Origin of the sequence: Sphingomonas sp. Leaf25 (assembly GCF_001421635.1) — a bacterium.
Classification (GTDB): Bacteria; Pseudomonadota; Alphaproteobacteria; order Sphingomonadales; family Sphingomonadaceae; genus Sphingomonas.
The window spans coordinates 105,501-123,603 of sequence record NZ_LMKU01000003.1; the positions used below are offsets into that span (position 1 = coordinate 105,501).

The window sequence follows — 18,103 nt, forward strand, 5'->3', positions numbered from 1 at the left end:
CCCTTGTCAGGGAGGGGAGCAATCACTGCGTCACCGGCTCGTCGGGCACGCCCATCTTGCGCGCGATCGTCTCGAAGCTTTTGCCCTCGATACGGATTTCGTTGAACGAGGGCGGGTCTTGGCGCGTCCGGCAGGACAGCGTTCCCGCCCCGACCATACGCAACAGCCCCTTGCCGCTGCGATAGGGCACGTCGAACGGGTCATGGACATGGCCCGACAGCACGGCATGTGCGCCCGCCGCCGTCACCGCCGCCAGCGCGGCCGGCCCGCCGCGCGTCTCGCCGCTCGATCGCGTGCCGACATCGACCAACGGGTGATGCGCGGCGATGAACACCAGATCGCCCTTGGGCACCCGCTCGATCAGCTTCAGCGTCCGGGCCAGCGCCTTCGGCCCGACATAGCCCTTCGACCAATCCCAGCGGAACTGGAACCGCGCCGTGGTCTTGAGCGGCACGATCGCCACCCCCTTTATCTCCAGCGGACGCTCGATCATCCGCTCCAGCCGCTTGTAGCGTTTGTACGGCCGGACGAAGCGGGCGAACAGATTGTAGAGCGGCAGGTCATGGTTGCCGACCTCGACCGTCACCGGACGGCCCAGCCCTTCCAGCCATTCGGCGGCCGCCTCGAACTCGGCGGCGCGGGCGCGCATCGTCAGGTCGCCGGTCATGATGATCGCGTCGGGCTGTTCGCGGCGCACCGCCTCATCGAACCACGCGATCGCTTGGCTGTCCTCCGCGCCGAAATGGACGTCGCTGACGTGGAACAGACGGATCATCGGGCACCCCCACCATGGTCGATCGCGCAGTAACGCACCGGGCGGCGGGAAGTTTATCCGTCGCTCAATTCCGACTGCGGATCGACAATGCCAGCACGCCGCCGACCGCCGCGACCCCGGCCAGCGCGACGAACACCGGCCCCAGCCCGCTTCCCGGCGGGACGATCGCGGTGAGCAGCGGGGGAACACAGGCGGGCAGCGTGTTGGTGAGGTTCAGCACGCCCAGATCGCGTCCGCGCGTGGCGGGCGACGGCAGCAACTGCATTGCCAGCGCGGAGTGGAGCGCGAGGAACACTGACAGGCCGATGGTGCAGACGCCATAGGCGACGCTAACCCCGACGAACCCCTGCGACAGTGCCATGCCGATCAGCCCGCCTGCGACCAGCAACGTCGCGAGCCCCAGGAACGGCCGCCGCAGCCCCATGCGGTCCGACCAGCGACCGGCAAGGATCGTCGCGACCACCGCGACCCCGGTGACGACCGCCATCGCCCGCGCGACCGGCCCCGCCGCATCACCGCCGCCCTGCCAGCGATCGGCGAAGTGGAAGAAGGCATAGGCGGTCAGGCCGTTGCCCGCCGCCTGCATTGCCAGCCGGGCGACCCAAGCGCGGATCAGATCGGCCCGGCCGACCGGCGGGGTGGCGATCACCGTGTCCGGCCCGGCGTCGCTCCCCATTCCCCGTTCGCGCGCGGCCCATAGGAACGGCACGATCATCGCCACCATCAGCACGACATTGGCGGTGTAGCGCGCGGCGGCATCGGCGAAGAGCGGCAACGTCACCACCGATGCCGTCAGCACGCCGACCGGGTGCGAGATGCCAAGCAGCCCGCTCACCTGCCCCTTGGCGCGGTTGGGCACTTCGTCGGCCAGCACCGCGACCATCGGCGCGAACATCAGGTTCAGCGCCACCTGCCAGAAGGCGACCGCCGCCAGCAGCGTCACCGCCGTGGTCGCGCCATGGATCGCGGCAAAGGCGATGACGATCGCGACCAGCCCGACCGCGATCGTCGGACGGCGGGTTCCGCTGCGCCGCCAGCCGATGTCGCTGATCCAACCGGCGGCGATGTTGGCGATACTGGCGACCACCGCCCCGCCCAGCACCACCCATCCCAGGAGCGCGACCCGCCCGGCCGGGTCGATCGCCGCCACCTTCACCTGCAACAAGATGGTGACGAACGGCATGAACGCGACGAACAGCCCGCAATAGGCCAGCGTATAGAGCGCGACGAAGCCCCGACCCGGCGCGGCGAAGCTCAACGTCCGGCGACGCGGCGCAGCACGGCGGCGACCTGCGCGATGGTATAGGGTTTCTGGAGCAGTTCGAACCCGTTGGTGCCCTGCCGCGCGATCACGTCGCTATACCCACTGGTCAACAGCACCGGCAGCGCCGGCCAGCGCTCGCGCACCCGCCGCGCCAGTTCCAGCCCATCGACGCGTGGCATCACCACGTCGGAAAAGATGATGTCGAACGCATCCGGCTCCGCCACCAGCCGGTCGAGCGCGGCCTGCCCGTCGGAGACATGGACCGGGACGAAGCCATGTTCTTCCAGCGCCTGCGCGGTGGTGGTCCCGACGACCGGATTGTCCTCGACCACCAGGACGCGCAAGCCCTGCCCGCTGGTGTCGCCCGGATCGTCGCGCACCGTTTGCCCGGTCGGGGCCGGCGCATCGACCTGCGGCAGATACAGGGTGAACACCGTCGCGCCCGGCGTGCCGTCGGCACGGATTTCGCCGCCAGACTGTTTGGCGAAACCGAACACCTGGCTCAGCCCCAGCCCGGTGCCCTTGCCCAGCCCCTTGGTGGTGAAGAACGGCTCGAAGATGCGCGCCAGCACCTCGTTGTCGATCCCGCCGCCGCTATCCTCGATCGCGACGGCGACATGGGCGCCGGCAGGTCCGGACATGCCGGGGACCGCATCGACACTCGTCACCCGGATCGTCAGCCGCCCCTCGCCCTGCATGGCGTCGCGCGCGTTGGCGGCCATGTTGACGATCGCGGTATCGAACTGGTTGGGATCGACATCGACGAACGCCGGATCGCCGCTGGGGCAGACGACGACCTCGATCCGCGATCCGGCCAGCGTGCGGACGATGTCGCCGAGCGCGGCGATGGCGGCGTTCACGTCGAACACGCTGGGTTGCAGCGCCGATCGGCGGGCGAAGGCGAGCAACTGCCCGGTCAGGCTGGCGGCGCGATCGACGGTGTCGCTGATCGCCGACAGATAGCGTTCGCGCCGCGCCTCGGTCAGCGTCGGCTGGCGCAGCAGATCGACCGAGGAGCGCACGATCGTCAGCAGATTGTTGAAATCATGCGCGACGCCGCCGGTCAACTGGCCGATCGCCTCCATCTTCTGGCTCTGGCGCAGTGCATCCTGCGCCGTGACCAGCGCGTGGGTGCGATCGGCGACCTGTTGTTCGAGCGAGACGGCCAGCGCCGCCAGATCGCGTTCCGCCCGGCGGCGTTCGCTGGCGGCGCGGGTCCGCTCGGCCACCTCGCGGACAAAGGCGACCTCGTCGTCGCGCCACACCCGCGCCTCGCCATGATTGGCATAGATCAGCGCCACCAGCCCGCCCTGTTCGGTCAGCGGCATGTTGATGAACGCGCGCGCGTTGATCGACTCGAGCTGCGCCGCGGTGGCGGCGGTGCGCGGATCGAGCCGGGCATCCTCGACCACCGCCGTCTCGCCGCGCTTCAGATCGTCGATATAGCTGCCATAATCGCGAAAGTGCAGCGTCCCGGCGATAGTGGTGACGCCGGGCGCGTTCCAGTCGCGCTCGATCGTGATCGTCTCCGCTTGGCGGTCGACCACGCCATATCCCACGCGGTCGACCGCCAATGCCCCAGCGATGATACGCGCTGCGGCAACGGTCATCTCGACCGGATCGTCGAGCGGGCGCAACGTGTCGTTCAGCTCGGCCATCGCCGCGCGCATCGTCTCCAGCCGCTTGTAGGCGGTGACGTCGATCGACACGCCGGTCAGGCGGGTGACGCCGCCGTCGGCACCGATCTTCGGCTGCCCCCGGCTGGCGATCCAGCGACGCTCGCCGTCGGGCGTGCGGATACGCGCCTCATTCTCGAACGCTTCGCCGGCAAAGCTGCGCTCGATCGCGGCGAGCAGGGCGGCGCGGTCGTCGTCATGGACGATCGCCAGCACCTCGGCATGCGACGGCGGATAGTCCGTCGGAAAACCGCAGTTCGCCCGGCAGATGTCCGACATGGTGAGCTGGCAGGTCCCGCGCTCCAGCGCCCAAGTGCCGAACCGCCCCGCCTCCAGCGCGAAGTGCATCTCGCGCTCGCGCTCCTCCTGCTCGCGGAACCGCCCGGCGAGTTCGGCCATCAGCGCGGCGTTGCTCGTCTCCAGTCCTTCCAGTCGCTCACGCTCGATCGTCACGTCGACCTGGCTGGCGAAGAAATAGGCAAGGTCGCCGTTCGCATCGTCGACCGGGGCCAGCAGCAGGCGGTTCCAGAACGGATCGCGGTTCTTGCGATAGTTCAGGATGTCGATCTCGATCGAGGTCCGGTTCGCGACGGCGTCGCGGATGCGCGCGACACTCGCCGGATCGGTGTCGGGGCCTTGCAGGAAGCGGCAGTTGCGGCCGATGATCTCGTCGCGGGTATATTGCGTCAGGCGACAAAAGGCGTCGTTGGCGAACACCACCGGATTGTCGGGCAGGCGCGGGTCGGTGATAATCATTGGCATGCGCGTGGCGCGCACTGCCGCGACGAACGGGTCGGTGCCCCCCGCCAGTCCGGCGATCTCACGGGCGATGCGCCGGTCCTCGCGTGCGGCCGGTCCGGTCGCGCCCTCGCTATCGCTCACGTCACCTCGCATCGGTCCAGAAACGCGGGTTTCCCCCCGGCTGTTCCTTGCCGGTTCGCCCATCCGTGTGCAAGCGTCGGTTCGGGATGGGCTTTTACCCGGAAACCGCGTTACCGCCGGACGTCGAGGCCCCCTTCGAGGAAGGCATCGATGTCCGCCTGCCGGAACAGGCTGGCGTCGCCGGGCAGCGAGTGTTTGAGCGCGGCGACGGCAAGGCCCCAGCTCGCGGCGGTCGCCTCGTCCTGCCCTGAGATAAGCGCGTGGAGCACGCCGCTGGCAAAGGCGTCGCCGCCGCCGATCCGGTCGACGATGCCCGAAATCGCGACTTCCTCGGTCTGGACGGCATGGGTCGGCGTGTCGATCCGCGCCGACAGCCGGTGGTGGTCGGCGTCGTCGACGTGCCGCGCCGTCGAGGCGATATGCTTGAGGTTCGGGAAGGCGGCAAAGGCGGCCTGCGCGGCCTCGCGCCGGCGATCCTCGCCATCGCCCGAAAATTGCTCGCCGAGCAGTAGCGATACGTCACGGTGGTTGCCGAACAACAGGTCGGCGAGGCCGACCAGCCGGGTCAGCACGGCGCGCGGATCGCTGTCCCATGCGTCCCACAGCCGGGCGCGGTAGTTGCCATCGAACGAGACGGTCAGCCCCTTGGCCCGCGCGGCCTCGGCGGCGGCGATGGCGGCGTTGGCGGTTTCATGGCCCAGCGCCGGGGTGATTCCCGACAGGTGCAGCCGGGTGCAACCCTCCAGCAACAGGTCCCAGTCCCATGCCGAGGCCGGGGTGGTCGCGAAGCTCGATCCGGCGCGGTCATAGACGATGTCGGAAGCGCGTAAGCCGGCGCCGACGCTCAGGAAATACAGGCCCATGCGCCCGTCGCGGGTCAGCACCCGCGAACAATCGACCCCCTGCGCGCGCATCGCCGATACGGCGCCACGTCCGAGCGGGCTGTCGGGGACTGCGCTGGCGCACGCGGTAGCATGGCCGAGATTGGCCAGACCGACCGCGACATTCGCCTCCGCCCCGCCGACGTTCACGTCGAAGCGGCCGCTCTGCATCAGCAGTTCACGGCCCGGCGCGGTCAGCCGCAGCAACAGTTCCCCGAAACACAGGATCATCGCGCGAGCCACCCCCCATCGACCGCCAGAACATGGCCGTTTACATAGTCGGAGGCAGCCGAGGCAAGGAATACCGCCGCCCCGCCCAGATCGCCGGCATCGCCCCAGCGCGCCGCCGGGATGCGTTCGAGGATCTGGCGATTGCGCGTCTCATCCGCTTGCAATGCGGCGGTATTGTTGGTGGCGATATAGCCCGGCGCAATCGCGTTCACGTTGACGCCCTTGGCCGCCCATTCGTTCGCCAGCAGCTTGGTGAGACCACCGATGCCCGATTTGGACGCGGTATAGCTCGGCACGCGCACCCCGCCCTGGAAGGTCAGCATCGACGCGATGTTGATGACCTTGCCGCGCCCCTGCGCCACCATGTGCCGGCCGGCGGCTTGGCTGAGGAAAAACACCGATTTGAGGTTGGTGTCGATGACCGCGTCCCAGTCCTCTTCGGTGAAGTCGAGGCTGTCGTTGCGGCGGATGATGCCGGCATTGTTCACGAGGATGTCCAGCCCGCCGAGCGTGTCGATCGTCTGCTCGACAACGCCCGCTACGGGCGCGATAGTCGACAGGTCGGCGGAGACGATTTCCGCCTTGCGCCCGAGCGCGCGCGCCTTGTCCGCCGTATCGGTCGCGGGCGTGCGACCGATCAGCGCGACATCGGCCCCGGCGGCGGCGAGCGCCAGCGCGATCGCCTGACCGATGCCGGTGTTGGCTCCGGTGATCGCCGCGACGCGGCCGGTGAGGTCGAAGGGATTTGCCATCGCCACCAATTCCTTACGCCAGTTGGCAGATGTCGAGGACCTTCATGTCGGTATAGTCCTGGTTCTCGCCGGCCATCGCCCAGATGAAGGCATAGGCGCGGGTGCCCGACCCCATGTGGACCGACCATGGCGGCGAGATCACGGCTTCCTCGTTGCCCATGACGATGTGGCGCATCGCCTCACCCTCGCCCATGTAGTGGAACACCTTGTCATTCTCGGTCGGCAGTTCGAAGTAGAAATAGATTTCGCTGCGGCGCTCGTGGATGTGCGGGGGCATGGTGTTCCACACGCTGCCGGGCTTGAGCACGGTCAGGCCCATGACGAGCTGCGCCGAATCACACACGCCGGGGATGACGAGCTGGAAGATCGTCCGCTCGTTCGATTCCTCCAGGCTGCCGCGCTCCAGCGCATTGGCATCGGCGATGCCGAGCTTGCGGGTGGTGAAGCCTTTGTGCGCCGGGCACGATGCGATGTAAAAGCGCGCGCCCTGCCCGCCGAATTCGACGTCGGTCGCACCCATGGTGACGTAGACGCAGTCCTTGTTGCCGAGCGTGAAGCTTTCGCCGTCGACGGTCAGCGTGCCCTCGGCATCGCCGACGTTGACCACCGCCATCTCGCGGCGTTCGAGGAACGGATGCCCCTCCGCCGACTTCGGTTCGGTCTGGGTCGGGAGCTTGACCGGAGCATCGCCCACCGCGACGCCGCCGATCACGAAGCGGTCGGCGTGGGTGTAATTGAGGACGCATTCGCCCTCGCGGAACAGGCCTTCGATCAGATAGCGGTCGCGCAATTCCTCGTTCGAGACGCATTCCATCATGTCGGGATGGGTGGCGTAATAGGTGCGGTCGAACATGGCTCTCTCCTGACGTGGGAAACCGGTATCAATCGGGGTGTTCCCCGCTGCCGGCGCTGTGCGTTGAACTCGATAAACCCTGTCCTAATGCCGCCTGCCGCCCGCGTCGACCGGTTTTTGCGGAGCGTCCGGCCGTCGTCCGGGAGATCGTTGGAAATCCGCGATTTGTGGCATTTCACGGCATAAATTCCGACGGATGAACTCGGCTTCCACAATGCGAACATAAAATCGAAAAACTGGTGAAATGCGCGTGTTCAACTTCACGATTATGACACCGGTTTCCCAAGCCGCCCCCGGCCGGTCGCTTGCCATGGCCGGGTCGGCCGCGTAGAGGCCGCGCCGGTTCCGGCAAAATCCGGGGCCGATGCACGCCGGTGTTCCTTCGGGAACTTAAAACGGGAATGCGGTGCGGGGACCTGTCCCCAAGACCGCGGCTGTCCCTGCAACTGTGAGCGGTGAGCGCGACTGCACGTTGGTCCCCGAACAGGGATCGACAGCCACTGGGGTTTCCCGGGAAGGCGTCAGACCCGCGCGACGACCCGCGAGCCAGGAGACCTGCCGGCGCGTGGTCGCTTCTGCCTGTGGTCCAGTGGAGGCCGGGGCCGGTTCTCCGTGTGGAGCGACGAACCCAAGCGCGGCGGGGGCCGCACCGGGGTTGGTCGTGGGTCCGCGCGCCAGGGGGGTGCCGTCGGCCGCGCCGCCCATGGCCGCATCCGCTGCGGTCCGCCCCGCCGTGTCGCTCCTGCGCATCCCCGGGGAAGACCAGATGTTGAAGACCACGCTGACCCTTGCCGCGCTGCTCGCCAGCGCATCCGCCTTTGCCCAGGCGCTGCCCGGCGATACGGCCGCCGACGAGGCCGACCCGATCATCGTCACCGGCACCCGCGCATTGGACGGCACGCCCGCCGACCTGCTGGGGTCGAGCTACACACTGCTGGGCGCAGAGGATCTGGAGAACCGCCAGACGCGCGTCGTCAGCGACATATTGCGCGACGTGCCGGGCGTCGCGGTCAGCCGCTCGGGCGGTGTCGGCGGCTTTACCCAGGTCCGGCTGCGCGGGACCGAGGCGAACCATACGCTGGTCCTGATCGACGGGATCGAGGCGTCCGACCCGTTCCTTGGCGAGTTCGATTTCTCGACGCTGATCGCCGATGACGTCGCGCGGATCGAAGTGCTGCGCGGCCAGCAATCGGCGACCTATGGGTCGGATGCGATCGGCGGCGTGATCCATTACATCACCGCGAACGGTGCCGACGCGCCGGGCGTGCGCGGGCGGATCGAGGGCGGGTCGTTCGGAACGGTCAGCGGCGCGGCACGCATCGGCGGCGTGGCGAGCGGACTCGACTATGTGCTGTCGGGTGCGTTCCTCGACACCGACGGCACGCCAGCGGCAAGGCGGGGCATCGGCGACCGCGACCTGAGCGCCGGCAACCGCCAGCTTTCGGGCAAGCTCGCCTACACCCTCGCGCCCAACCTGCGCCTGTTCGCGACCGGCCGGTACGCGCGGCTGGAGGCCGATACCAACCCGCAGGATTTCGACTTCACCTCGCCCACCTATGGCTTCGTGGTCGATGGCGGCGATACCACGACGTCGCGCAGCTTCCTGGGGCTGGCGCGCGCCGAACTCGACCTGATGGACGGGGCGTGGACGCAGGCGGCGACGGTGCAGTTGAACGATACCCATCGCAACAGCCGCACCGACGGTGACCTGACCTCCGACAATCGCGGCGAGCGGTTCAAGGCGGCGTATGATTCGACGTATCGGCTGGTCGCGGGCAGCCTGACCCATGGCTTCACGCTGGCCGCCGATTTCGAGCGCGAGCGGTTCCGGTCGGTCGCGGTGTTCGCCCCCTCGCCCGCCAACCTCGGTCGCAGCACCGACAACACCGGCATCGTCGGCGAATATGATCTGCGCGTCGGCAACAAGGCGGGCTTCGGCGCGTCGATCCGCCGCGACCTGAACAACCGGTTCGAGGATGCGACGACGTGGCGGGTGCGTGGCAGCTATGCGCTGTCGCCGCTGGTCCGCGTCCGCGCCGCCGCTGGATCGGGCATCAAGAACCCGACCAACTACGAACTGTTCGGCTTCGATCCGCGCAGCTTCATCGGCAATCCGAACCTGAAGCCCGAAAAGTCCGAAGGGATCGAGGGCGGCGTCGACCTGACCCCCGCCGCCGGCGTGCGCCTCGGCGCGACGCTGTTCCGCTCGGTGCTGCGCGACGAGATCTATTCGACCTTTTCGCCAAGCTTCGTCGTGTCGCCTGCCAACCGGACGACGCGCTCGCGCCAGCGGGGCGTCGAGCTGTTCGCGCATGCGCCGCTGGGCTACGGCTTCGTCGCCGACCTCGCCTATACCTATCTCGACGCGATCGAAGCGGGGCGCGAGGAAGTGCGCCGGCCGCCGCATATCGGATCGGCGAACCTGCGCTGGGCAGCGGCGGGCGATGCGTTCGGCGCGACGCTGACCGCGCGCTATAACGGCAAGAGCTTCGATTCGAACTTCACCAACCTGCCGCTGGGGCCGCGCGTGCGACTGGACGACTATACGCTGGTGAACCTAGCCGCCGATGCGCGGATCACGGGCAACCTGCGCGCCTTCGCGCGGGTCGAGAACCTGTTCGCGGCCAAGTACGAGGACGTGTTCACCTATCGCACGCCGGGCCGCGCGGCCTATGCCGGCATCCGCGCCGGCTTCTGACGATGACTCGCCGCCGAACGCACCGCATCGGCCAGTCGTTCGGCGGCGAGGACATAGGCGGGACCGCCGCACACGGTCCACGCCTGCGGCAGATCGACGCGGGCGAGGTCGGCGATCGCGGGATGGGCGAGCAGCTCGGTCCCGCGATCGATTACTTGCGGCGATTCGCTGCGCAGGAGGAGGTCGGGGTGCGCCGCGACCATCTCTTCCAGCGAGAGTTGCGACAGGGCCGGCTTGCCGAGGCGGGTGGCGAGATTGACGAGGCCGACGCGGCCCATCAGTTCGTCGACCAATGTCCCGCTGCCGGTCAGATAGCCGCGTCGTTGATAGTCGGCAGCGACCTGTCCCCTGCCCGCCGCCTTGTCGATCCGGGCGAGCGCGGCGTCCATGCGGGCGACGAGCGCGTCGGCGCGGTCGCGGTGGCCGATGGCGTCGCCGACCTGCCGCAGTTGCGCGACAATATCGTCGTAGCGCGACACCCAGTTCAGGGGGACGGTGCGGAATGGCGTGTCCGGCAACGCGGCGAGGGCGGGCGCGGGGAAGCCGGCGTCGCTGAGGACGAGGTCGGGGCGGATGGCGAGCAGGTCCTCGGCGGTGGCGTCGATAATCGGCAGGTGCGCGGCGCGCTTGGCGCCGGCCGACATGGCGGGGTCGCGCGACAGGCGGGTGAGACCAGCGATCTGGTCGTCGTCGGCGAGTGCGAGGAGTTGCTGGTCGGCGCACAGGTTCAGCGAGACGATCCGGCGCGGCGGCTCATGGGCCTCGGGCGCGGGCGCGGTGGTGCAGGCGGTGAGGAACAGGGGCAGGATCGCGAGGCGCATCGGGCCATTGGGGGGGAATCTAGGGCGGTGGCAAGGGTTCCGCTGCCGGTATCGGACTCCGTGACCCGGAGCGTGACGTACCCCGTCTCAGCCATCAGGCGCAGGTTTGCGCGACGTTCACCGACCCATTGTCACCCCGGACTTGTTCCGGGGTCCACGGCGCGGCGATCGGTGCGATACGAGGTTCAATCGGTAGCGATTGCGGCATGGTGGACCCCGGAACAAGTCCGGGGTGACGATGGGGGCGGTGGGTTCGGTCCGCACCATCGATCGGTCGTTGCCGCCATCTGCATGCCGATCGGTCTTGGGCCATGGTGATGCGCTTCGTCCTGCTGCTGGCGGTAATCGCGGCGGCCGTGCTGTCGCTGTGCGTCGGGCCGGTGGCGCTGGGCGTCGATCGTGTCGCGGCGGCGGTAGCGGGGCAGGATGCGACCGCCGCGACGATCCTGTTCCAGTTGCGGCTGCCGCGCACGCTCGTGGCGCTGCTGGTCGGGGCGATGCTGGGGATCGGCGGGGCGGCGCTGCAGGCGTATCTGCGCAATCCGCTGGCCGAGCCGGCGGTGCTGGGCGCGTCGAACGGCGCGGCGCTGGGCGCGGTGGTCGCGCTGTATTTCGGGTGGGCGGCGCCATTTCCGTTGGCGTTGCCGGGGATGGCGATCGTCGGGGCGCTGGCGGCGCTGGTGCTGTTGTTCCTGCTCGCCGGGCGCGGCGAGAGTGCGCTGACGCTGATCCTCGGCGGGATCGCGGTGTCGATGCTGGCGGGTGCGGGGATCAGCCTTGCACTGAACCTGTCGCCCAACCCGTTCGCGGCGATGGAGATCGCGACATGGCTGCTCGGCTCGATCGAGGATCGCTCGATGCAGCATGTGTGGATCGCGCTGCCCTGTGTCGCGATCGGGGCGGGGTTGCTGCTGGTCGACGCGCGCGCGCTCGACGCGCTGACGCTGGGCGAGGATGGCGCGCGGGCGCTGGGAGTCGATCTGGCGCGGGTGCGGCTGCGGTTGCTGGTCGGCATCGCGATCGGCGTGGGTGGCGCGGTGGCGGTGTCGGGCGCGATCGGCTTCATCGGGCTGATCGTGCCGCATTTCGTGCGGCCGTTCACCGACCGCTCGCCCTCGGCGACATTGGTGCCGTCGGCACTGGCCGGGGCAGTGCTGCTGGTGCTGGCGGATAGCGCGGTGCGGCTGATCCCGACGCCGACCGAACTGAAGCTGGGCGTCGTCACCGCGCTGCTGGGGGTGCCGGTGTTCCTCGTCCATCTGCTGCGGGAGCGGCGGCAATGGTGACGATCGCGACCGACAGGCTGTCGGTGACGCTGGGCGGGCGGCGGGTGTTGCACGACGTCTCGGTGACACTCGCGCCGGGCAGCCTCGTCGGGGTGCTGGGGCCGAACGGGGCGGGCAAATCGACGCTGGCGCGCGCGCTGCTCGGGCTGGTGCGTGCTCAGGGGCGGGTAACGATCGACGGGCGGGCGGACCTGCGTGCCGCAGAGATCGCGCGGCGGGTGGCGTATCTGCCGCAGGGGCAGGTGCTGCACTGGCCGCTGTCGGTCGAGCGGGTGGTGGCGCTGGGGCGGTTGCCGCATCTGGCGCCGATGTCGCGGATGGGGGACGACGACCGGGCGGCGGTCGAGGCGGCGATGGCGCGGGTCGATGTTGTGCGCCTGCGGAGCCGCGATGCGACGACGCTGTCGGGCGGCGAGCGCGCGCGGGTGCTGCTGGCGCGGGCGCTGGCGCAAGGGGGCACGGCGCTGGTGGTCGACGAGCCGCTCGCCGCGCTCGATCCCCGTCACGGGCTCGAGGTCGCGGCGCTGCTGCGTGCCGAGGCGGAGGCGGGCACGCTGGTAGTGGCGGTGCTCCACGATCTGGGGCTGGCGGCGCGGATGTGCGACCGGTTGCTGCTGCTCGACGAGGGCCGGCTGGTGGCCGACGGATCGCCCGCCGCCGTGCTGACGCCGGCCAATCTGGCGGCGGTGTTCGGCATCCGCGCGTGGTTCGGGGAGAGTGCGGAGGGGCCGATGATCGTGCCGGTGGGGGTGCCGGGCGATCCGCCCCATTGACCCCCCTGCCCCCAGCCGCCACAGCGCTGGCCATGAAGCCGCTCGACGAACAGCAAGCCGCCGCCCGTAGCTGGTTCGAATCGCTGCGCGACCGGATCTGCGCCGCGTTCGAGGGCATCGAGCGCGAGGCGGGGTCGGACGCGGGGTTCGCCTATACCCCGTGGGACCGGGTCGATCCGAGCGGCGAACCCGGCGGCGGCGGCGTGCGCGGGGTGATGAAGGGCAAGGTGTTCGAGAAGGTCGGGGTCAATGTCTCGACGGTCGGCGGCACCTTCGAGGGCGAGTTCGCCAAGTCGATCCACGGCGCGGGCGATGATCCGCGGTTCTTCGCGACCGGTATCAGTCTGGTCGCGCACATGGCCAATCCGCATGTGCCCGCCGTGCATATGAACACGCGGTTTCTGTGTACCACCAAACGCTGGTTCGGCGGGGGGGCGGACCTCAACCCGCCGATCCCCTATGACACGGATACCGCCGACTTCCATGTCACGATGCAGGCGGCATGCGACGCGCATGACCCGGCGCATTATCCCCGGTTCAAGCAATGGGCCGATGACTATTTCTACATTCCGCATCGGCAGGTGCATCGCGGCGTCGGCGGCATCTTCTACGATCATTTGTCGGACGACTGGGCGCGCGACTTCGCGTTCACCCGCGATGTGGGCGAGGCGTTCCTGCGCATCTATCCGGCGCTGGTGCGGCGGCGGATGGGGCAGGCGTTCGACGATGCCGATCGCGCGCGGCAACTGGAATGGCGCGGGCGCTATGCCGAGTTCAACCTCGTCTATGATCGCGGCACGTTGTTCGGGCTCAAGACCGGCGGCAATATCGACGCGATCCTGATGAGCCTGCCGCCGCTCGCCACATGGAGTTGACGCGGTGGGCCTGATCCCGGTCGAACCGGGCGAGGTGGCGACGATCGTCACCTCGCTGGAGATGACGCGGCGGCCGCGCCCCGCGCCGATGCCGGAATCGCCGCTCAGGCTGGTGCGGTGGGAGCGGCCGGGGGTCGATCGCTACCGCGCGTTGTTCCGCCGGGTGGGCGGGCCGTGGCTGTGGTTCTCGCGGCTGGTGATGGCCGATGACGCGCTGACGGCGATCCTGAACGATGCGAGGGTGCGCGTCTGGGCGGTGGTCGACCGGGCGGGACTCGAGGTCGGGATGCTCGAACTCGACGATCGCAGCGCTGGCGCGTGCGAGCTGTCCTATGTCGGGCTGATCCCCGAGTTGGCCGGACAGGGCCATGGCCGCTGGCTGATGGCGCACGCGCTGGCGCTCGCGTGGGGGCCGGGGGTGACGCGGGTGTGGGTACATACCTGCACGCTCGACCACCCGCGTGCGCTCGACTTCTATCGCCGGTCGGGGTTCGTGCCCTATCAGCGGACGATCGAGACGTTCGCCGATCCGCGCGCGACCGGCATCCTGCCGGCCGACGCGGCGCCGCATTACCCCTTGCTGGACAAGCGCCGATAGACGGTCGCGCGGACGAGGGTGAAGGCAACCGACATCGCCGCGCCGACCGCCGCGACCGCCGCCGACAGCATCGCCAGCGTCACCGGATTGCCCCCGCCCGACGAGATCGCCCCCGCCGTGCCGCTGAGCAGCAGCACGACCAGTTGCGCACCGAAATACAACAGCCCCGACAGCGCGAGCAGCGGCACGACCTGTCCCGCCGTCAGCGTGATCGCATGCTGCATCGCATCGCCGAAGCGGCGCTGCGGCTCGGCGATCAGCACCGGCAGCACCACGAACACCCGCCCGATCACGTAGAGCAGCGGCAGGACGAATAGCAGCAGCCCGGCGAGCTTGGCCGCGTAGATCAGCAGCATCGCGACGATCAGCAGCGGCAGGCGGCGGAACGCGGCCAGCAGCGCGTCGCGCACGCTCGGGCGGGCGGGATCGAGCACCAGCGCCAGCAGCGTCGCGATGCCGACCAGTTCGGCCACTGCCTGCAACACCAGCCAATGGGCGTTGCCGACCAGATAGGCCTGCAACGCATCGACCATCGCCTGCTGGTCGCCCGGCTGCGCGGCGGCCAGATCGTCGCCGCGCGACAGGAACAGCGCGAGCGCGAAATTGGGCAGGAAGAAAAAGACGCCCGACACCGCGACGATCATGTCACGGTCCCGCCGCCAGATGCCGAGCGCCTCGCGGCACGCGGCCCCAATATCAATTTTCATGCAAAGACGTCCGCATCATCCTTTTCACCGACGATGGCGCGGTACAGCTTGCCGATGAATACTGCCTGATAGAGTGCCAGCACCGCGCTGACCGCCGCCGTCGCGACGGCGACGGCGACATCGCCGATGCCGATCCCGCTGCCCGGCGTGGTGAAGATGGCGAAGATCGCGCCGGTGACGAAGCGCGCCGCCGACACCGCGACCCCGGTGATGATGCCATAGAGGATCAGCAGGCCGATCAGTTTCAGCGCCATGCCCTTCGTCATCGCGAAGCCGCGCGCGATCGCGCCCAGCCCGCGCCGTTCCATCGCGACCACCGCATTGACGGTCAGCAACCGCGCGAACACCCAGATCGCGACCAGCGTGAGCAGCGCGAAATAGAGGATCGCCGGACCCAGCGCGCCATATTGCTCGGGCGTGAGCGTCGTACCGTTCATCGCCGCGACGAAATCGAACCCGCTGGTCGCGCCCAGCACGATGCCCGGCAGCGCGAGGATGAAGAAGCCGACGAGCAGGATCAGCGACACGCCGATCAGCGGCAGGAACCGGCCCGTCGCGATCCGCCGCGCCTCCGCCGCCTGTTCGCGGCCGGTGGTCTGCGCGGCATAGCCGATCAGGTAGAGCGCACCCCACAGCGCGATCAGCGTCGCGGCCAAGGTGACGATCCCGTACACCGCCGCCATACCGCCGGTCGCCTCGCCACGCAGCCGTTCGAGGCTGCCGCTGATGACCGAGGGCGCGAATTGCGTCGCGAGCACCACCGCCGTCACCGAGCCCAGATGGTCGCGAACGAAATCCACCGTCCTGTCCCAGACCGTGCCGATATTCACCATCGTTGCGCTCGCTCCCCGTTTGTCCGATTGGAGTGCTCTACCCGCGTCGAACCCGAATGAAAATGGCTACCGATCCCCCTTCCCCCCCGCCCCAATCGCCTGCCGCCGCCATCGAGTGGCGGGTCGCGCCCCGCCCGGTCGAATATCCCGACGCGCTGGCGACGATGGAGGCGCGCGCCACGGCGATCGCCGATGGCCAGGCGGGCGAACTGATCTGGCTGCTCGAACATCCCGCACTCTATACCGCCGGGACCAGCGCCGATCCGGCCGAACTGCTCGATCCGCGGTTTCCGGTCCATGCCGCCGGGCGTGGTGGGCGCTATACCTATCACGGGCCGGGGCAACGCATCGGCTATCTGATGCTCGACCTGACCCGGCACGGGCGCGACGTGCGGCGCTTCGTCCATGCGGTAGAGGACTGGGTGATCGGTGCGCTTCGGACCTTCGACATCCATGCCTATGCCGTGCCCGATCGCATCGGCATCTGGACCGCCGACGGTGGCACCGAAGCCAAGATCGGCGCGATCGGCGTGCGGGTGCGGCGCTGGGCCACGCTGCACGGCTTCTCGGTCAATCTATCGCCCGATCTCAGTCACTTCGGCGGAATCGTGCCATGCGGCATCGCCGAATTTCCGGTGACGAGCGCGGCCGCACTGGGCAAACCGGTCACGCCCGGGGCGTTCGATGCCGCATTGGCGCAAGGGTTTGCGGACTTCCTCGACCGGCTGTCCACGGTCGCCAAAAACGAGGCTTGAGGGCGGAGGGTCGTTCGACTAATGTCCGGCGCGGATTGGGTAATAACGGTAGAAGATAGCCGCCTATCCATAGCTTAGGGAGCTTAACATGCGTGCATTCTCGAAGATTCTGACGGGTTCGATCGTCGCCGGCGCCGCGCTGGCCCTGTCGGCTTGCGGCGGCACCACCGAAACCGCTGCCGACAACACCACCATCACCGACCTGAACTCGACCGACATGATGGACGGCACGATGACCGACAACATGACCGCCGTCGACGGCGCCATGGGCAACGACACCATGATGATGTCGAACGACACCATGATGTCGAACGACATGATGATGTCGAACGACATGGGCATGACCAACGCCATGTAATCAACCTTTCGAGGTTGATGGGAAAGGGGCCGTCCGGGCGACCGGGCGGCCCCTTTTTTCTTTTGGGGGATGTCGCTCCGCTGCCCCATCGATCGTTTCGGGTCCATGCGGCAAAACGTTACCGCAATGTAAAATTCGGCTTGGGCCACGGCGGAAAATTCCGTACCCCTCAACGCCATGAAGGCGCCGGCCCGCGCCCACGAGAGGACATGATGAGCGTAGTGCGTACCCTGGCCGTGGCCGTTGCCACAGCCTTTGCCGTCGCGGCGACCCCGGCGTCGGCCCAGTTCTTTCTCAAGCCCTATGATACCAGCGGCGAACGGGTGACGGGCGCCGAACCCGGCATCGCGACCCAGGCCCTGCCCGGCGCCACGCCCGAGGAATTGCGCGCCGCGCTGATGTGGAACCTGCGCGCCGGGCTGAACGTCGCCGCGCTCCAGTGCCAGTTCGAGCCGTCGCTGCTGACGCTCGGCAACTACAACGCGCTGCTCTTCAACCATGCCGACGAATTGAAGAAGGGCTATGACACGCTCGGCAAATATTTCGTCCGCACCGCCGGGTCGGCGAAGGCCGGGCAGACCGCGCTCGACCAGTTCGGGACGCGGGTCTATTCGGGCTTCTCGACGGTATCGGCGCAGCTCGGCTTCTGTCAGGCGGCGGGCGAGATCGGCCAGGAAGCGATCTTCGTGCCGCGCGGGTATCTGGGTGAGTTTGCCGAGATGCGGATGCGCAAGCTGCGCAATTCGCTGGTGGCGTATGGCGAGCAGCAGTTCGGCCGCAACGTCAACTGGATGCGCCCGGTGCGGCTGTACGAGTTCGGCAACCCGAAGTGCTGGCGCAAGGGCCTGTGGCAGGTGAAGCGCTGCGGTGCCTTCCCGTCCTGAACGGCTGTTTGAAGATGCGCCGAAGCGCGTTTCCCAATGGCATCCAGCGATAGCGAGTCGCACGTTTTCCAAGAAATATGCGATTTTTCCGGGAACCATCCGACCAACCTGCCGTTGTGCCCTGTGGATAGCGAATTCAAGCCCCCCCGCTCTCGCTATCCAAGACAAAGGGTCCGGTCGGCGTGATCCCCTCCCCCCCCC

The 18,103-nt window shown here is 68.5% G+C and carries 17 protein-coding genes and 1 riboswitch; of the genes, 8 read left to right on the forward strand and 9 right to left on the reverse strand.

Going from position 1 to position 18,103, the window contains the following annotated elements; genetic code table 11:
- Nucleotides 1-22 precede the first annotated feature (22 nt).
- The 6 genes from ASE78_RS02060 to kduI all read right to left on the reverse strand — a co-directional run bounded on the left by ASE78_RS02060 (nt 23) and on the right by kduI (nt 7,314).
- Nucleotides 23-775: a metallophosphoesterase family protein gene (locus ASE78_RS02060; RefSeq protein WP_056492545.1), complete on the reverse strand. Its 753-nt coding sequence runs from the start codon at nt 773-775 to the stop codon at nt 23-25.
- Nucleotides 776-839: 64 nt separating this feature from the next.
- Nucleotides 840-2,033: an MFS transporter gene (locus ASE78_RS02065; protein ID WP_056492548.1), complete on the reverse strand. Its 1,194-nt coding sequence runs from the start codon at nt 2,031-2,033 to the stop codon at nt 840-842.
- Nucleotides 2,030-4,597, reverse strand: coding sequence for a PAS domain-containing protein (locus tag ASE78_RS02070; RefSeq protein ID WP_321163069.1), 2,568 nt, complete (start codon nt 4,595-4,597; stop codon nt 2,030-2,032). The genes ASE78_RS02065 and ASE78_RS02070 overlap by 4 nt, the downstream gene beginning before the upstream one ends.
- A 110-nt stretch (nt 4,598-4,707) precedes the next feature.
- A complete protein-coding gene (locus tag ASE78_RS02075) occupies nt 4,708-5,709 on the reverse strand; it encodes a sugar kinase (protein WP_056492554.1) in 1,002 nt (333 codons plus the stop codon).
- On the reverse strand, nt 5,706-6,461 hold the full coding sequence (gene kduD, locus ASE78_RS02080) for a 2-dehydro-3-deoxy-D-gluconate 5-dehydrogenase KduD (RefSeq protein ID WP_056492557.1): 756 nt from the start codon (nt 6,459-6,461) through the stop codon (nt 5,706-5,708). The genes ASE78_RS02075 and kduD overlap by 4 nt, the downstream gene beginning before the upstream one ends.
- A 13-nt stretch (nt 6,462-6,474) precedes the next feature.
- Nucleotides 6,475-7,314 (reverse strand): 5-dehydro-4-deoxy-D-glucuronate isomerase, encoded by an 840-nt coding sequence (gene kduI, locus ASE78_RS02085; protein ID WP_056492560.1) that lies wholly within the window; start codon nt 7,312-7,314, stop codon nt 6,475-6,477.
- A gap of 355 nt (nt 7,315-7,669) precedes the next feature.
- Nucleotides 7,670-7,892, forward strand: a riboswitch (cobalamin riboswitch).
- A gap of 188 nt (nt 7,893-8,080) precedes the next feature.
- On the opposite strand from kduI, the gene ASE78_RS02090 reads away from it, so the two are divergent.
- Nucleotides 8,081-10,012, forward strand: coding sequence for a TonB-dependent receptor plug domain-containing protein (locus ASE78_RS02090; protein ID WP_235514845.1), 1,932 nt, complete (start codon nt 8,081-8,083; stop codon nt 10,010-10,012).
- Here ASE78_RS02090 and ASE78_RS02095 read toward each other — a convergent pair.
- Nucleotides 9,985-10,833 carry an ABC transporter substrate-binding protein gene (locus ASE78_RS02095; RefSeq protein WP_056492563.1) on the reverse strand — a complete coding sequence of 283 codons (849 nt, stop codon included), beginning with the start codon at nt 10,831-10,833 and terminating at the stop codon, nt 9,985-9,987. The two genes, ASE78_RS02090 and ASE78_RS02095, sit on opposite strands and share 28 nt — an antisense overlap.
- A 317-nt stretch (nt 10,834-11,150) precedes the next feature.
- Here ASE78_RS02095 and ASE78_RS02100 point away from each other — a divergent pair, with 317 nt between their 5' ends.
- From ASE78_RS02100 to ASE78_RS02115, 4 genes are read left to right on the forward strand one after another with little or no spacing between them, the layout of a single operon-like run.
- Nucleotides 11,151-12,119, forward strand: coding sequence for a FecCD family ABC transporter permease (locus ASE78_RS02100; RefSeq protein WP_082466959.1), 969 nt, complete (start codon nt 11,151-11,153; stop codon nt 12,117-12,119).
- Nucleotides 12,113-12,892, forward strand: a complete 780-nt coding sequence (locus tag ASE78_RS02105; protein WP_056492569.1) for an ABC transporter ATP-binding protein — start codon at nt 12,113-12,115, stop codon at nt 12,890-12,892. Before ASE78_RS02100 ends, ASE78_RS02105 begins: the two co-directional genes overlap by 7 nt.
- 32 nt (nt 12,893-12,924) lie before the next feature.
- A complete protein-coding gene (gene hemF / locus ASE78_RS02110; RefSeq protein ID WP_056492572.1) occupies nt 12,925-13,767 on the forward strand; it encodes an oxygen-dependent coproporphyrinogen oxidase in 843 nt (280 codons plus the stop codon).
- Nucleotides 13,768-13,771: 4 nt separating this feature from the next.
- Nucleotides 13,772-14,365 (forward strand): GNAT family N-acetyltransferase, encoded by a 594-nt coding sequence (locus tag ASE78_RS02115; protein WP_056492576.1) that lies wholly within the window; start codon nt 13,772-13,774, stop codon nt 14,363-14,365.
- Here ASE78_RS02115 and ASE78_RS02120 read toward each other — a convergent pair.
- Together ASE78_RS02120 and ASE78_RS02125 are read right to left on the reverse strand one after the other, a co-directional pair.
- Nucleotides 14,338-15,072, reverse strand: coding sequence for a hypothetical protein (locus tag ASE78_RS02120; protein ID WP_056492579.1), 735 nt, complete (start codon nt 15,070-15,072; stop codon nt 14,338-14,340). The genes ASE78_RS02115 and ASE78_RS02120 overlap by 28 nt on opposite strands.
- Nucleotides 15,069-15,905, reverse strand: coding sequence for a hypothetical protein (locus tag ASE78_RS02125; protein ID WP_056492582.1), 837 nt, complete (start codon nt 15,903-15,905; stop codon nt 15,069-15,071). Before ASE78_RS02125 ends, ASE78_RS02120 begins: the two co-directional genes overlap by 4 nt.
- Before the next feature lie 62 nt (nt 15,906-15,967).
- Between ASE78_RS02125 and lipB the strand changes: the two genes are divergently transcribed.
- From lipB to ASE78_RS02140, 3 genes are all read left to right on the forward strand, one after another.
- Nucleotides 15,968-16,660, forward strand: coding sequence for a lipoyl(octanoyl) transferase LipB (gene lipB / locus ASE78_RS02130; RefSeq protein ID WP_056492873.1), 693 nt, complete (start codon nt 15,968-15,970; stop codon nt 16,658-16,660).
- An 88-nt stretch (nt 16,661-16,748) separates the two neighbouring features.
- Entirely contained in the window at nt 16,749-17,018 is a 270-nt protein-coding gene (locus ASE78_RS02135; protein WP_055756771.1) for a hypothetical protein, read from the forward strand.
- Nucleotides 17,019-17,230: 212 nt separating this feature from the next.
- Nucleotides 17,231-17,902 (forward strand): hypothetical protein, encoded by a 672-nt coding sequence (locus ASE78_RS02140; RefSeq protein WP_056492876.1) that lies wholly within the window; start codon nt 17,231-17,233, stop codon nt 17,900-17,902.
- Nucleotides 17,903-18,103: the final 201 nt, after the last annotated feature.